Raw genomic sequence first — 15,075 nt, 5'->3', positions numbered from 1 at the left:
CGATGAAGGTCTGATGACAGAACCATGATTAAACCGTGACAGCGTCGCGCGATCCGACCGCAATCTGCTGGCCGTCGAGCGGTACGCTGACGTTTTCCGGTAAACGGTTGTTCAGCAACCAGTTATCCATCTCATGGGACAGGTGCACCAGCCACGCCTGGCGCGGTGCCAGTTGCGCCACAATCTGCAGCGCGCGGGTGACGTCGTTGTGATTGCGCACCGTGGCGCGCGGCGCGTCGTTGCAGTCAATCACCAGTTGATCGAGCGGCTGGCCCTGCAGGAAATCCGCGGTGTCCGGCGGCAGGCCGCAGGTGTCGCACAGCCACGCCAGCCGCGTGCCGTGCCAGTCGAACAGGTAGCCGTAAGTCAGGCGCGAATGCTGCAGCGGCAGCGCCGTCACCTGCAAAGCGCCAAAGCTGTGCGGCACAAAAGGCGTCAGCGCCGGGCGAAACGCCAGCAGGCCGGGATGCTTAAACAGATCGTCGCAGCCCTTCTCATCCGGCGGTGCCCATACCGGAATCGGCGCGCCCCGGCCCCAGCGCAGGCTGAACAGGCCAGCCACGTGATCCATGTGGAAATGCGTCAGCAGGATGCGGCTCAGCTCGCCGGGCTGGAAGCGCCGATGCAGATCGGGCAGGCCGGCATCAAGCAGGATGCGCTCGCGGCCGGTGTCGATCAGCGCGCTGGTGGCGTGACGCGCATAGCGCGGTTGCTGCCGCGCCCGTTCACAGGCGTGGCAGTCGCAGCCAAACAGCGGCGCGGCCTGCACGCCGCCGGTGCCGAGGAAGGTCAGATTCATGGCGGATGCTCCAGCAGCTGGCGCAGCTGACTGAGGGTGTCGATCAGCGCCCCATCGTTATTAAGCGCATGGCAGTCGGCGGGCAACGGTTCTGCCGCGCGGGCCAGCCGTTGCTGAATGTCGGCAGCACTTTCGCGTCCGCGCTGGCGCAGCCGTGCCGCCAGCACTTCCGGCGAGACCTGCAGCACCAGCGGCAGCAGCTGCTCACCGTAGTGCTGGCGCACAATCGGCAGATGCAGACGGGAACCGTTGACCAGCACGTTGAGACCGCGCGCCAGCCAGTGATCGATCTCCTCGCCGAGCGCGTAGCACAGGCCGTGCGCCCGCCAGCTGATGGCAAACAGGCCCAGCGCTTCGCGCCGGCGAAACTCGGCTTCGCTCAGCGCCACGTGGTTTTCACCGCCGGCATCGGCCGGCCGCGTGATGTAGCGATGGGCGATCACCAGTTTGTCCGGCGGTGCTTCCCGCAGCGCATTCAGCAGGCTGTCTTTGCCCGAGCCCGACGGTCCGGTCAGCCAGATGAGGCGCGCCATCAGAACACCTGCCTGCCCTGCGACCAGACGTGACGAATATGCACATGGCCGTGATCGGTGTGCGCCAGCACCAGATCGGCGCGCAGCCCTTCGGCAATTGTGCCGCGATCGTGCAGGCCAATCGCCTGTGCCGGATTGCGCGTGACCAGTGCCGCGGCCTGCGGTAGCGTCAGCGTATTACGCTCGTCGGCCACCAGGCGGAACACCGCATCCAGCAGGCTGGCCGGATAGTAATCCGACGAGAGAATATCCAGCAGGCCGTGGCTGGCCAGCTGCCACGCCGCGACATTGCCAGAGTGCGATCCGCCGCGCACGATGTTGGGCGCACCCATCAGCACCCGCATACCGCATTCGCGCGAGGCGCGGGCCGCTTCCAGCGTGGTGGGAAACTCGGCAATGGCGCTGCCAACAGCGTGTGACTCCGCCACGTGCGCCGCCGTGGCATCATCGTGGCTGGCAACCGGAATACCGCGCGCCTGACACAGGCCAGCAATGGCGTTACGGTTCGGCGTGGAGAATTCAGCAGCCAGCGCCAGCTGTTCGCGCTCAAACTGATCCATCTGCTCGTCGTTGAGCTGATATTTGCCCTGATAGTAAGTGCGGTACATCTCCAGTGACGCATACTGGCGCTGGCCCGGCGAATGATCCATCAGCGACACCAGCGACAGCTCCGGCGTGCTCATCAGCGCTTCAAACAGCGGCAGCGTGGTGTGGTGCGGCAGCTCACAGCGCAGGTGCAGCTGGTGGTCAGCGCGGTTGATGCCCTTGCGGTTGCTGTCCTGAATCGCCGTAATCATTTTGCTCAGGTTTTCGAGGCGGTGCCCGCCGTCGCGCACGTCACCGACGCCGATGGCATCCAGCACCGTGGTGATGCCGCTGGCGACCATCAGCGCATCGTGGCTGCTCATCGCCGAGTGCGCCGGCCAGTCGACTTTGGGCCGTGGCGTGAAGAATTTATCGAGGTTGTCGGTGTGCAGCTCAACCAGCCCCGGCAGCAAAAACGCGTTCCCGCCGTCCAGTGCGCCCGGCTGCTGACTGCGGCTGTCGCTGAAGCTGGCGATCCGGCCGTCGCGCATCTCCAGCGACCCGCTGACTACCTCATTTTCCAGCACCAGCCGGACATTATTCACGATCATGCCTGTTCTCCTGTGTGCAGCGGTTGCATGACGTGCAGGCGGCTGGCTACGCGTGCGCGCACCGCTTCGTCATGGAAAATACCTACGATGGCGGCTCCACGGGCGCGCGCCTGTTCAATCAGTTCCACTACCGCCGCGCTGTTGGCGCTGTCGAGTGACGCCGTGGGTTCATCCAGCAGCAGCACCGGATAATCAGCGATAAAGCCGCGCGCGATGTTGACGCGCTGCTGTTCCCCGCCGGAGAAGGTCGAGGGTGCCAGTGACCACAGGCGCTGCGGCACATTCAGGCGCGTCAGCAGTTCGCGGGCGCGCTGTTCGCAGCAGGCGCGTTCGACGCCGCGCTCCAGCAGTGGCTGCATGACGATCTCCAGCGTCGGTACGCGCGGAATCACGCGCAGAAACTGGCTGACCCAGCCGACGGTGTCACGGCGGATCGCCAGCATCTGGCGCGCCGGTGCCTGCGCCAGATCGACCCACTGGTCGTGATGCTGCAGCCAGATGTGGCCGCTGTTGGCCTGATAGTTACCGTACAGCGCCCGCAGCAGCGTGGATTTCCCGCTGCCGGAGCGCCCGTGCAGCACCACGCATTCGCCGGCGGCCACCTCAAGGCTGGCGTGCTGCAGCACCGGCAGCTCGGCGCTGTTCTGGTTGTGCAGCACAAAGGTTTTACTGAGATTCTCTACGCGCAAAATGGGTTGCATGTTGATGTCCTGATAATGATTCGTACAGCCGCACGTAACCGTAGCGGCGCGATTTATCGCGCATTCAACAGCAACGGTCGGTGTTCAACTGAGCGCAATAAATTGCGCCGCTACGATTGGTGCACACCTCGTGAGCGGTGCGCATTAATGCGCACCGCCAGCGTGTTCTATGCCAGCACCGATGAAACCAGCAGCTGGGTGTACGGATGGTGCGGATCGTCGAGCACCCGGTCGGTAAGTCCGCTTTCCACCACTTTGCCCTGCTTCATCACCAGCAGGCGGTGCGCCAGCAGACGCGCCACGCCGAGATCGTGGGTGACGATAATCACCGCCAGATTCAGCTCGCGTACCAGCGTGCGCAGCAAATCCAGCAGACGCGCCTGCACCGAAACATCCAGCCCGCCGGTCGGCTCATCCATGAACACCAGCGTCGGCTGCGTCACCAGATTGCGCGCAATCTGCAAACGCTGCTGCATGCCGCCAGAAAAAGTGGTGGGCAAATCGTCGATGCGGTTAGCCGGGATCTCAACGTCCTGAAGCCAGCGCAGCGCCTCGTTGCGGATGTCGCCATAATGCCGCTGTCCAATCGCCATCAGACGCTCACCAATATTGCCGCCCGCCGTCACCTGCGGACGCAGCCCGTCCAGCGGATGCTGATGCACCACGCCCCACTCGGTGCGCAGCAGCCGGCGACGATCGCTCTCGCTCAGCTGATACAAATCGCGGTCGCGGTAGAGAATGTTGCCCTGCTGCGGCGCCAGACGCGCCGACAGACTGCGCAGCAGCGTGGTTTTCCCCGAGCCGGATTCACCGACAATCCCCAGCACCTCACCGGGATAGAGCGCAAAACTGACGTCTTCAAAGCCTTTGCCTGGCGCATAAAGGTGCGTCAGGTTGTTGACCGCGAGCAGCGGCTGTTCACTGTGCATGCTGTTGTTCCTGCTGCTGGTGGCAAAAATCGGTATCGGAGCAGACAAACATGCGCGTACCGGCATCATCCATCACCACTTCATCGAGATAGCTGTGGCGCGAGCCGCACAGCGCACAGGGTTGTGCCCAGCTCTGCACGCTGAACGGGTGATCGTCGAAATCAAGACTTTCCACTTTGGTGTAGGGCGGCAGCGCATAAATGCGTTTTTCACGTCCGGCACCAAACAGCTGCAGCGCCGGCATCATGTGCATCTTCGGGTTGTCGAATTTGGGGATTGGCGACGGATCCATCACGTAGCGATCGTTGACCTTCACCGGATAGGCATAGGTGGTGGCGATATGGCCGTAGCGGGCTATATCTTCATACAGCTTGACCTGCATGATGCCGTACTCCTCCAGCGCGTGCATGGTGCGGGTTTCGGTCTCGCGCGGTTCGATAAAGCGCAACGGCTCCGGAATCGGCACCTGGAAAATCAGCACCTGATCCTCTTCAAGCGGCGTCTCCGGAATGCGGTGCCGCGTCTGGATCAGCGTGGCGTCTCGGGTGGCTTCGGTGGTTGCCGCCCCGCTGACGCGCTGGAAGAAGCGCCGGATGGAAACCGCATTGGTGGTGTCATCCGCGCCCTGATCGATCACTTTCAGCACGTCGCTGTCGCCAATGATGCTGGCGGTGATCTGAATGCCGCCGGTGCCCCAGCCATACGGCATCGGCATTTCGCGGCCGGCAAACGGCACCTGATAGCCTGGGATCGCTACCGCTTTCAGAATGGCGCGGCGGATGGTGCGCTTGGTCTGCTCATCGAGGTAGCCGTTGTTGTAGCCGGTTAACTCACTCATTATTCTGCTCCTGATGCTGTTGGCGCAGCCGCTGCAGCAGCTCCAGCTCCGCCTGGAAATCCACGTAGTGCGGCAGTTTCAGGTGCGAGACAAAGCCGGCGGCTTCGACGTTATCGGCGTGCGACAGCACGAACTCCTCGTCCTGCGCCGGGCCGGCAATGCGCTCCTGATACTCGGGTGCCTGCAGCGCACGGTCCACCAGCGCCATTGCCATCGCCTTGCGCTCTGCGCGCCCGAACACCAGGCCGTAGCCGCGGGTAAAATGCGGCGGGCTGTCGCCCTGGGTGGTGAAGCCGTTAACCATTTCGCACTCGGTCAGCAGGATCTCGCCGATTTCAATCTCCAAACCCAGCTCTTCAGGGCAGATCGACACGCTGAGATAGCCGGTGCGGATTTCACCGGCAAACGGATGGTTGCGGCCATAGCCGCGCTGGGTCGAATAGCCGAGCGCCAGCAGAAAACCCTCGTCGCCGCGCACCAGTTGCTGTAAGCGTGCGGCGCGGGACGCCGGATAACCGGGCGGCTGGCGCGTGATGTCGCACGGCTCGCTGCCGTCATCCTCTTCACGCGCCGCCAGCCCTTCGCGCGTCATCATGCTGAACACGTGCGGACAGCGTTGCGCCAGCGCCTGGTCGTCACGCGCGGCGGCCGGCGTTTCGCCGTTGGCCAGCAGGGTAAAATCCAGCAGGCGATGGCTGTAGTCATAGGTCGGGCCCAGCACCTGGCCGCCGGGCAGATCTTTATAAACCGCAGAGATACGGCGCTCGATGCGCATGTCGGCGGTTTCCAGCGCCAGGCTGTCCGCGAGGCGCGGCAGCGTGGTGCGGTAGGCGCGCAGCAGGAAGATCGCTTCGACCAAATCGCCACTGGCCTGTTTGATGGCCAGGGCCGCCAGCTGCGTGTCAAAGATGCCGCCTTCGGTCATTACGCGATCCACCGCCAGCCCCAGCTGTTGCGCCACCTGATCGCACCCCAGCTCCGCGACGCTGCGATCGCCACGGCGCAGATCGGCCTGCAGCTGATGGGCGCTGGCAATCGCCTTTTCGCCCCCTTTCACGGCTACGTACATCAGCACACCTCCACGTCGGTGGTGCGTGGCAGCGCCATCATCGCTTCACCGCAGGTGAAAATCAGATCCACCCCCTGCGGAAACGGATGCGGGCGCTCACGCAGATAGGTCAGAATGGCGGCCGGCAGCTGCGGCGCAATGGCACGCGATTCACGCAGGCCGGGTCCGGAGAGGCGCAGCGTCAGCCCACCGTTGAGCGCCGGCACTTCGACAATCAGCGTGGTGCTTTTTTCCGGTGACAGATTGTCGCCGGCGGCGAAACTGGCCGGGTCCGGATTGGCCGCTGCATGGGTCAGCGCAAACGGGGCGTCGCGCTCATCGACGATCGGCACGCCGGTGTGAAAGCGCAGGTTGCTGCGCACGATATCGCTGTCCACGCGGCGATCCAGCCACAGCGCGCTATCCTGATCGACCAGCGTCAGCAGCACCGCCGTTGCCGCCGGGGAGAGATCGCCCCAGCCCTGCGCCAGCGGCAGCGACACCATCACGCCCGGCTCGCTCATCGCTTTGAGAATGCGGCGGAAGGCGCGCTGAGCATCGGCGACCGGATGGTTGAAACTTGCCAGTAATGTCATTCGTTATCTCCGCGAACCAGCGTAAAGAAATCCACTTTGGAGCTGGCGATTTCACGCGCGCGCAGCTGACGCTGCTCTTCACGCAGTGCCGCCAGCGGGTTAATAATCTTTTCCTGCAGCAGCGCCTGGGTTTCCGGCTGTTGCAGCAGCGCATCAATCAGCGCGCAGCGTTCGGCATGCGCCTTATCGCGGCCCAGCACGTAGCTGAAGCCGAGCGTGCCGTCGTTCAGTCTGATCACCGCACGGGTGACGGTGGCATCGCCCATGACGAAGCGTTTGCCGCTGCCGCCCATGCGCGCCTGCAGACGGGTTAAGCCGGTCTCCGCCGGACGCACGCGCTCAAAGGCGGGAGTAAGCTTTAGCGACTGCCAGTGGGCGGCCAGCGTGCTGGCTTCACTGTGCGCCAGCACCGAAAGCCAGTGCTGACGGGCGGTTTGCTGTTTCATTGGTGCTCCAGGGTGAGTTCAATCATGTCGCCACGCGTCAGGCTGACGGAATACTCCGCCACCTGACCGTCCGGCTGGGTGTTCAGGGTGCGCACGCACAGCAGCGGCGCGTGCAGCGTAATCTCCAGCTGTTTGCACTCTTTGGCCTGTGCGCGGCGGGTGCTGATGCGGGTCTGGCTGCGGCTCAGCTGCAGGCCGAGCTGCTGCTGCATGAAGTCGTGCAGCGAACCGTGCTGGAATGTCTGCAGCGCAGGCCACCAGCGCAGGTCGGCGAGATAGTGGTTAATTACGCACACCGGCACCCCGTTGACGCGGCGCAGGGTGCGTAAATGGATGACGTTAACGCCCTCCTCCGTACCCAGCGCCGCCGCCACGTCGCTGCTGGCCGGCCGCAGCACCGCCAGCAGCCGTTCACTGGTGGGGTGACTGCCCTGCTCCAGCAGGTTCTGGCTGAAGCGTGCCTGGGCATGCAGTGGATAATCGTACGGACGCATCAGCACCAGGATGCCGACGCCGTGACGCCGCTGCAGCAAACCTTTATTTACCAGCTCATCCACTGCGCGGCGCAGCGTATGGCGATTGACGGCGTAGTGATCGGCCAGCTGCTGCTCTGACGGCAGATAATCACCGCAGCGATAGCGCTCCTGCAGCGCCTGCTCCAGCTGGGCGGCAACCGCCTGATAGACAGTGGTCGGATGTCTGGATATCTCCATCACGCTCAATACCTCATTCGCTTCAGGTTGAGGGACGCAGCGGAAGTGGCTGCGGAATGGCGACTACAGTGCGGGAGGCAGATGACAGTGCCGTGACGGCTCAATGACGTGCGGATGAATTTGCTTTAGGGCAGCAGGATGGCAACCAGACGGCGGCGGATTCAATAAAATATTCTTAATTGTCACCTTTGTGACTACGTTCAACAAAATCGCGCGCGATTTCTTGCCGTTAGCGCTTCCCTTATCCGATGCAGGCTGAGCAGATTCTGCTAATTTATTCAGTAAGTCCTGCCCGGAGCGCCAAATCGTAAAATGATAAATACCTTCAAACTGTCGCACGGCTTTCGCCGCAATTTCCTGCGGGAAGTGATCCTGCCGCTGGTGGCGATCCTGCTGCTGACCTTCACCGGTGCCGGCTTCGGCCTGTTCTGGAGCACCTCGGTCACCAATCATGAGGCGCGCGAGCAGCAGCAGCGCATGATTGCGGTCTCATTCAATCAGAGCCTGAGCGAACATCTGCGCCAGCTGCGCAGCCTGACGCGCTGGTCTCCGCTGGCCGATCAGCTGGCGCAGCCGCAGCCGGACAGTGACTGGCTGAATCAAAACGTCGGCAGCTGGCTGCATGATATGTTCGACCACCAGCTGATTGTGCTGCTTGACCGCACCAATCAGCCCATCGCGGTGTGGCGCAACGGCCAGCCGGTGCCGGATCAACGTCTGGGTCCTTATCTGCGCGATCTGCTGCAAACTTCGCTGGTCAGGAGCAGCGATGAGGTGCCCGGCCCGGCCGACCGTGCGGATTTTGTGCGCATCGGCCAGCGTGCGGCCGCGCTGGCGGTGGGCGACATCAGCAGTACGCGCGAGGCCGGGCGCTACCGGCTGGTGAGCATTAAATTTCTCGACGATGGCTACCTGCGCAACCTGTCCGAACGCAGCCAGCTGCGGCAGCTCTACTTCAGCGATAGCGCGCCTGAGCGCGATCGCAAAGCTTACTATCCGCTGACCTCGCGCCAGGGCGATATCGTCGGCTATCTCAGCTGGGAACCGGCTAAGCCGGGTGCGCAGATGCTGCGCACTCTTGGCCCTTCCACGCTGATTTCGGTGCTGCTGATCACTCTGCTGTGTCTGTTTATGGTGCGGCGCATCTGGACTTCCTCGCTGGATTTATCGCAGTCGCTGCTGAAGCTGGGGGCCAGCGAGGCGCAGGCGCAGCATCTGGCGTTCCACGATGTGCTGACCGGGCTGCCGAACCGGGCGCTGGTCGAAGATCGGCTGACCCAGGCGCTGGCGGCCGCAACACGTCACGACCAGCGCGTGGCGTTGCTGCTGCTGGATCTGGATCGCTTCAAAATCATTAACGATACCTGGGGCCATCACGCCGGCGATGACCTGATTATTGAGGTGGCGCGCCGCTTGAGTCACATCGTGCGCGCCAGCGATACCGTCGGGCGCATCGGCGGGGATGAATTTATCATCGTGATGCCGGAAGTTGAGAATATCGGTCAGGTACAGGCGCTGGCGCAGCGCATCATCGCCGCGCTGAGCGAGCCGTATCAGCTGGTGGGCAATGAGCTGTGGGTCAGCGTCAGCATTGGCCTGGCGCTGGCACCGAAGGATGGCATCGACCGGCTGGAGCTGATGCGCAAGGCCGACATTGCGCTGTATGAAGCAAAAAATGGCGGACGCGGCCAGTATCGCCAGTTTGAAAAGGTGATGGATGAATCACTGCGCACGCGGCAACAGATAGCGGCGGATCTGCGTCAGGCGCTGGTTAATTACGACGGTCTGGCGGTGTGGTATCAGCCGCTGATGGAGATCAGCGGCCAGCAGATTGTCGGGCTGGAGGCGCTGCTGCGCTGGCATCATCCGCAGCGCGGCGATGTTTCGCCCGCCGACTTTATCGCCATCGCCGAAGAGACCGGCATGATTATTCCGCTGGGCGAATGGGTGTTGCGCGAGGCCTGCAAAACCGCGCTGAAGTTGCCGCAGGTGATTGTGGCGGTGAACGTTTCGCCGGTGCAGTTTCGCGCCAGCGGGTTTGTCGAGCGCATGATTGAGATTGTGCAGTCGGAAGGTGCCGATCCCCAGCGGCTGGAGCTGGAAATCACCGAAGGCGTGCTGATTGAGGATGAACACGAAGCGCGCAACAGCATCATCGCACTGCGCGACGCCGGGTTCCGTATCGCGCTGGATGATTTCGGCACCGGCTATTCGAGCCTCAATTATCTCAGCACCTTTCCGGTCGACAAGATCAAAATCGATCGCTCGTTTACCCAGTCGCTGGGCGTGGCGGAGAACTCCACCGCGATTGTCGAGTCCGTGGTGCGGCTGGGCCACGCCATGGGCCTGACCGTCACCGCCGAAGGCGTCGAAACCGAGGGCCAGAAAAACGCGCTGGCCGATGCCGGGTGCAATCAGCTGCAGGGATATTTGTTCAGCCGGGCGGTGCCGTTGAGCGAGATTGAGCGGATGGTGTGAGGGGAGCACGGCATTTATTTCGTTTTGTCCTGGTGCGCATCAATGCGCACCCTACAAAACCTTGTACCGTCCGGTGGGTTTGCCATTTACGGCGACCAAATAAAACCCTGCGCCGTTCGATGGGGTCGCCATTTATGACGACCAAACACAACCCCAAACCGTCCCGTGGGTCGCCATTCATCGCGATCAAACACAACCCCGCCCCGTCCTGTGGTTTTGCCATTTACTGCGACCAAACACAATCCCTACCCTGTAGGGTCGCCATTTATGGCGACCTGGTAAAACCCCGCACTCATCTAAAAATAACCCATTCATCGCGCTCTGAATATCTGGAATGCAACTCCCAACGCTCCCCTCTTCTAGTGGCTTTCCGCAAATAACAGGAGCACATTCTTCTCGCACAAGGAGGTCACAATGAAAAACCGCAAATATCCACGCCTTAAATATTATGATTATCGTGCGGCAGGTGCCTATTTTCTAACGCTGGTATGTCATCAGCGTCGCTTCTTATTTGGCGATATACATGATGGCATAATGATAGCCTCGCCTTTAGGGAGCATCGTTATCGCCGCCTGGAACGAGGTTCCGCATCGGACGCGTTTCTCCACGCTTGATACATTTGCGCTGATGCCCAACCATTTCCATGCCATCCTGTGGTTACAGGAACGTAATGAACGATCCATCAATCAGATAATTAATCTGTTTAAAGGCGGCGTCACACGCCAGGCAGGATATAAAATCTGGCAACGCAGCTTCTACGATCGCGTTATCCGCAATGAAAACGAATTACTGTATATACGACAATATATTATGGATAATGCAAAACGGTTGGAATCAGATCGATTGTATATTCCAGGTGCGCATTAATGCGCACCCTACAGTGAAACAGTAAATATTTAGCCCGGCGTCATCCCGGGCATAAACAGGACGGCGCGCTAACTCTTGCCGTGCAGCAACTGGCTGGCGGTGTCGCTAATCACCTGCGCCATGCCGCGGTCGCCCTTCGCCATTGACGACATAAAGGCTTTGGCCTGCTTGAGCGTGATATGCGGCGGCAGCGGGGCCACTTCCGGATCGGTTTTCACCTCCAGCAACACCGGTCGGGTGGCGCTGAGCGCCTGCTGCCACGCCGCCGCCAGGTCTTCGGGCCGGTCGACATAGATGCCCTGCAAACCGAGGCTGTCGGCAAAGTGTGCATACTGCACGTCCGGCAGCTGCTGCGAAGCGTCGAAGCGTGGATTGCCTTCCATCACCCGCTGTTCCCAGGTGACCTGATTCAGATCCTGATTATTGAACACGCAGACAATCAGGCGCGGATCGGCCCACTGCTGCCAGTATTTCTGGATGGTGATCAGCTCCGCCAGATTATTCATCTGCATCGCCCCGTCGCCCACCAGCGCCACTACTGGCTGAGTGGGAAAGGCAAATTTTGCGGCAATGGCAAAAGGTACCGCTGCGCCCATGCAGGCCAGGCCACCCGACAGCGTGGCGCGCTGGCCCTGCTTCACCCGATAATCGCGCGCGAACCAGTTGGCGCAGGAGCCCGAGTCCGAGGTGACAATCGCGTCTTCCGGCAACTGCGGGGACATCTCCCACACCACACGCTGCGGATTGACCGGGTTGGCGGGCGCCATGGCGCGCTGTTCCATCAGCTGCCACCAGTCGCGCACCTGCACAGCAATCTCCTCCTGCCAGCGGCGATCCGCTTTATGGGTCAGCAGCGGCAGCAGCGCGCGCAGGGTTTCTGCCGCGTCGCCGTGCAGGTTGACCTCACACGGATAGCGCAGCCCCAGCATCGCCGGATCGATATCAATTTGCACCGCACGCACTTTGCCTTCCGGCGGCAAAAACTCGGTCCACGGAAAACCACTACCAATCATCAGTAAGGTGTCGCAGTTCTGCATCAGTTCCCACGACGGTTTGGTGCCGAGCAGGCCGATTGAGCCGGTGACGAAAGGCGCATCGTCCGGCAGTACGTCTTTGCCCAGCAGCGCCTTGGCCACGCCCGCGCCCAGCACATTGGCGATCTGCACCACTTCCACTGCGGCACCGCGCGCACCGGCACCGATCAGCAGCGCGACTTTTTTGCCGGCGTTAAGCACTTCTGCGGCGCGGCGCAAATCCTCGTCGTAGGGCACAATCTTCGGCCGCTGATAGCCCGGGCCGGAATGGGTAAATCCGTGTGCATGCTGCGGCGGCTGCCAGTTCTCATCCTGCAGATCTTTTGGCAGGATGATCACCGCGACGCCGTTTTGCGCTTTGGCAATGCGCACGCCGCGATCGACCAGATGCTGGACCTGCGCCGGCGCTGCCGCTTCCTGCACAAAGTTCGCCACATCGGCAAAGACACGGTCTAAGTTCATCTCCTGCTGGTAGCTGGCACCGCGCGCGGTGGTTTCCGCCTGGCCGGCAATCGCCAGCACCGGCGCATGATCCATTTTGGCATCGTACAGGCCGGTCAGCAGATGGGTGGCGCCAGGTCCGCCGGTCGACAGACAGACGCCGAGCTCACCGGTGAATTTGGCATGGCCGGCAGCCATAAAAGCCGCCATCTCTTCATGTCGCACCTGAATAAATTCGATGCCTGCGCCGGCTTTATTGGCCCGCTGGATAGCGCCCAGCACGCCGTTGATACCATCGCCCGGATAGCCATAAATGCGCGTGACGCCCCATGCCTGCAGGCGTTCAACAAAGAAATCGCTGGTTTTCTTGCTCATGACGGGCTCTCCCTCAGACGTTTGTAATCAACGTTAAGGGTAGCCGACGAAATGCAATGTGACAGATAACGCCTGTTCGGCGACGTTCGCCGCGTTTGGCTTAGCAATCGCCGCCGTTACGCTTAGTTATCCCAGGGCGGGCGAGACCAGCGCGAAGGTCTGCGGCCCGTTCGCGGCAGCCCGCCACGGCGTGCCGTGCACCATCGCGAAAGGCGCATCGACCTGTGCCAGCCCAAGGTTGAGCAGCCACGCGCTGAGCTGCGCATCGGGCGTGTCCAGCCGGACAAACTGCTGCGCCAAATCCTGCATCAGCTGCGACACCAGCGCCTGCGCCGCCGCAACATCGCCAGCAATGACCGGGCCGATGGTCCAGCCGTGCCCAAAGCGGCGGCGGCTGGCAAAGCCCTGCAGTTTGCCCTGCGTATCCTGCAGCACCACGCTTTGTGCCCGCAGCTGCTGGTGCAGGCGCGTACGACGCAGCCCGTTCGCCTGATAATCCAGTGCGTCGATGGCGGCGGCATCCGCTTCAACGGCCGGCCGCAGCGTCAGGCCATCCGGTACGATCACCGCCGGCTGCTGCGCCAGCGCGCGCGTCTGGTGCTGCGGCACGCGATTGCAGGCCCGGAAGCCGAGCTTCTCATACAGCACCTGCCCCATATCGGTGGCGTGCAGCCGCACGTTGCAGCCGGAAAACTTCTCCAGCATTGCCTGCATCACCTGACGGCCAATACCGCGTCCGCGCGCCTGTTCGCTCACAATCACCAGGCCGATCGTGGCGGCGTCCGCTCCCCAGCGCCAGCCAATCGCCCCGCCGAGATAGTCGCCCTGCGCCTCAACCACCACGCCTTCACCCAGGGCAATCAGCTGCTGCCAGTCTTCACGGCGGTGCGCCCAGCCCAGCTGCTGAGTCAGGCGATAACCCGCCTCAGCGTCAGCGGGGGTCATGGCGCGCAATATCGTATTCATGCGGTTCTCCCTGAAAAACATTCTGCCCGCCAGCTTGCCACGTCAGTGTGGGGAAGCAAATAAAAAAGGCCCACACGGGGCCAGAGAGGAAACTCAGATTTGGAAGTCGATGGCAGGTTCGTCGTCGGTTTCGTAAGAGAGCGCCTGGCGCTTGATCTCTTCCAGTGACAGGTTGGCGTTACACAACTCAAGGAACTGCCAGACATAGTTGCGCTGCAGCTGGCCGCGCTTCAGTCCGAGCCACACGGTGTTGGCCTCAAACAGATGGTGAGCATCGATCTTCACCAGGTCTTCGCCATCGTAAATATCGCACGCCTGGTCAGCGAGGATTCCGACGCCCAGCCCGAGTTCGACATAGGTTTTCACCACGTCGGAATCCTGCGCGCTGAGCACGATATCCGGACGGAGGCCAGCAGCCTGGAAAGCACGGTCCACGCGTGAGCGACCGGTAATCCCCTGACGATAGGTAATCAGCGGATGGCGGCTGAGGCTGGCGAGCGTGACCGGCTGATGCGCCAGCAGCTCGTGATCGTGCGGCACCAGCAGCGAGTGGTGCCAGCTGAACCATGGAAAGGCCGCCAGGCTGGTGTTATTCACCAGCTGCTCCGAGGCGATGCCGACATCGGCCTCACCGGCCAGCAGCATGGCGACAATCTCCTGCGGTGATCCCTGATTGAGCTCCAGCCGCACGTTAGGATAGAGCTGGCGAAACGCCTTAATGATGCGCGGCAGACTGTAGCGCGCCTGGGTATGGGTGGTGGCGATGGTCAGCACGCCGCTGGTTTCATTGGTAAACACATCCGCCAGGCGGCGCACTTTGCCGGCCTCATCAAGGATGCGTTCAGCAATGGTCAGCAGCGCCTTGCCCGGTTCGGTCATGCCTAACAGCCGCTTGCCACGACGAATGAAGATTTCCACGCCCAGCTCATCTTCCAGATCGCGAATATGCCGGCTGACCCCAGACTGAGAGGTAAACAGCGTATTGGCGACTTCGGTCAGGTTGAATTCGCAACGGGCCGCTTCGCGTATAATTTTAAGTTGCTGGAAATTCACACCCTTTTCTCCTGTTTCCTGCCCCTGTTTCGTCCATGTTATGAAGTTGGTGTGATTGCAACAAATAATAAAAAATGGTGTGTTATGCGGAATAGTAATAAGCGTGGGATTGGAGATGGGTG

The 15,075-nt window shown here is 61.7% G+C and carries 15 protein-coding genes; 2 read left to right on the top strand and 13 right to left on the bottom strand.

Going from position 1 to position 15,075, the window contains the following annotated elements; translation table 11 throughout:
- Window positions 1-28: 28 nt before the first annotated feature.
- The 10 genes from phnP to phnF all read right to left on the bottom strand — a co-directional run bounded on the left by phnP (window position 29) and on the right by phnF (window position 7,739).
- Entirely contained in the window at window positions 29-799 is a 771-nt protein-coding gene (gene phnP, locus MXF20_RS14460; RefSeq protein ID WP_058782064.1) for a phosphonate metabolism protein PhnP, read from the bottom strand.
- On the bottom strand, window positions 796-1,332 hold the full coding sequence (phnN, locus tag MXF20_RS14455; protein WP_325969979.1) for a ribose 1,5-bisphosphokinase: 537 nt from the start codon (window positions 1,330-1,332) through the stop codon (window positions 796-798). Before phnN ends, phnP begins: the two co-directional genes overlap by 4 nt.
- Entirely contained in the window at window positions 1,332-2,468 is a 1,137-nt protein-coding gene (gene phnM / locus MXF20_RS14450; RefSeq protein ID WP_325969978.1) for an alpha-D-ribose 1-methylphosphonate 5-triphosphate diphosphatase, read from the bottom strand. Before phnM ends, phnN begins: the two co-directional genes overlap by 1 nt.
- A complete protein-coding gene (phnL, locus tag MXF20_RS14445) occupies window positions 2,465-3,169 on the bottom strand; it encodes a phosphonate C-P lyase system protein PhnL (RefSeq protein WP_325969977.1) in 705 nt (234 codons plus the stop codon). The genes phnM and phnL overlap by 4 nt, the downstream gene beginning before the upstream one ends.
- 167 nt (window positions 3,170-3,336) lie before the next feature.
- On the bottom strand, window positions 3,337-4,098 hold the full coding sequence (gene phnK, locus MXF20_RS14440; protein ID WP_325969976.1) for a phosphonate C-P lyase system protein PhnK: 762 nt from the start codon (window positions 4,096-4,098) through the stop codon (window positions 3,337-3,339).
- Window positions 4,088-4,936, bottom strand: coding sequence for an alpha-D-ribose 1-methylphosphonate 5-phosphate C-P-lyase PhnJ (locus MXF20_RS14435; protein WP_325969975.1), 849 nt, complete (start codon window positions 4,934-4,936; stop codon window positions 4,088-4,090). The genes phnK and MXF20_RS14435 overlap by 11 nt, the downstream gene beginning before the upstream one ends.
- Window positions 4,929-6,005: a carbon-phosphorus lyase complex subunit PhnI gene (locus MXF20_RS14430; RefSeq protein ID WP_325969974.1), complete on the bottom strand. Its 1,077-nt coding sequence runs from the start codon at window positions 6,003-6,005 to the stop codon at window positions 4,929-4,931. The genes MXF20_RS14435 and MXF20_RS14430 overlap by 8 nt, the downstream gene beginning before the upstream one ends.
- The gene (gene phnH, locus MXF20_RS14425; protein WP_325969973.1) at window positions 6,005-6,580 is read right to left on the bottom strand and encodes a phosphonate C-P lyase system protein PhnH; all 576 of its coding nucleotides are present in this window, start codon (window positions 6,578-6,580) and stop codon (window positions 6,005-6,007) included. The genes MXF20_RS14430 and phnH overlap by 1 nt, the downstream gene beginning before the upstream one ends.
- Window positions 6,577-7,026: a phosphonate C-P lyase system protein PhnG gene (phnG, locus tag MXF20_RS14420; protein WP_325969972.1), complete on the bottom strand. Its 450-nt coding sequence runs from the start codon at window positions 7,024-7,026 to the stop codon at window positions 6,577-6,579. The genes phnH and phnG overlap by 4 nt, the downstream gene beginning before the upstream one ends.
- Window positions 7,023-7,739: a phosphonate metabolism transcriptional regulator PhnF gene (gene phnF / locus MXF20_RS14415; protein ID WP_325969971.1), complete on the bottom strand. Its 717-nt coding sequence runs from the start codon at window positions 7,737-7,739 to the stop codon at window positions 7,023-7,025. Before phnF ends, phnG begins: the two co-directional genes overlap by 4 nt.
- A 312-nt stretch (window positions 7,740-8,051) precedes the next feature.
- Here phnF and MXF20_RS14410 point away from each other — a divergent pair, with 312 nt between their 5' ends.
- On the top strand, window positions 8,052-10,217 hold the full coding sequence (locus tag MXF20_RS14410; protein WP_325969970.1) for a putative bifunctional diguanylate cyclase/phosphodiesterase: 2,166 nt from the start codon (window positions 8,052-8,054) through the stop codon (window positions 10,215-10,217).
- A 414-nt stretch (window positions 10,218-10,631) separates the two neighbouring features.
- The gene (locus tag MXF20_RS14405; protein ID WP_325969969.1) at window positions 10,632-11,084 is read left to right on the top strand and encodes a hypothetical protein; all 453 of its coding nucleotides are present in this window, start codon (window positions 10,632-10,634) and stop codon (window positions 11,082-11,084) included.
- Between the two features lie 68 nt (window positions 11,085-11,152).
- Here the strand turns inward: MXF20_RS14405 and MXF20_RS14400 are convergent, their stop codons facing one another.
- From MXF20_RS14400 to cbl, 3 genes are all read right to left on the bottom strand, one after another.
- Complete coding sequence (locus MXF20_RS14400) at window positions 11,153-12,934, bottom strand: thiamine pyrophosphate-requiring protein (RefSeq protein WP_325969968.1); 1,782 nt, start codon at window positions 12,932-12,934, stop codon at window positions 11,153-11,155.
- Between the two features lie 126 nt (window positions 12,935-13,060).
- A complete protein-coding gene (locus MXF20_RS14395) occupies window positions 13,061-13,900 on the bottom strand; it encodes a GNAT family N-acetyltransferase (RefSeq protein WP_325969967.1) in 840 nt (279 codons plus the stop codon).
- Between the two features lie 93 nt (window positions 13,901-13,993).
- Window positions 13,994-14,953, bottom strand: a complete 960-nt coding sequence (gene cbl, locus MXF20_RS14390; RefSeq protein WP_325969966.1) for an HTH-type transcriptional regulator Cbl — start codon at window positions 14,951-14,953, stop codon at window positions 13,994-13,996.
- Window positions 14,954-15,075 lie beyond the last annotated feature (122 nt).

The organism is Pantoea dispersa (assembly GCF_035783935.1).
Taxonomy (GTDB): Bacteria; Pseudomonadota; Gammaproteobacteria; order Enterobacterales; family Enterobacteriaceae; genus Pantoea; species Pantoea dispersa_C.
The sequence above is the reverse complement of the archived record's forward strand: the minus strand, read 5'-3'. Positions and strand labels throughout refer to the sequence as shown.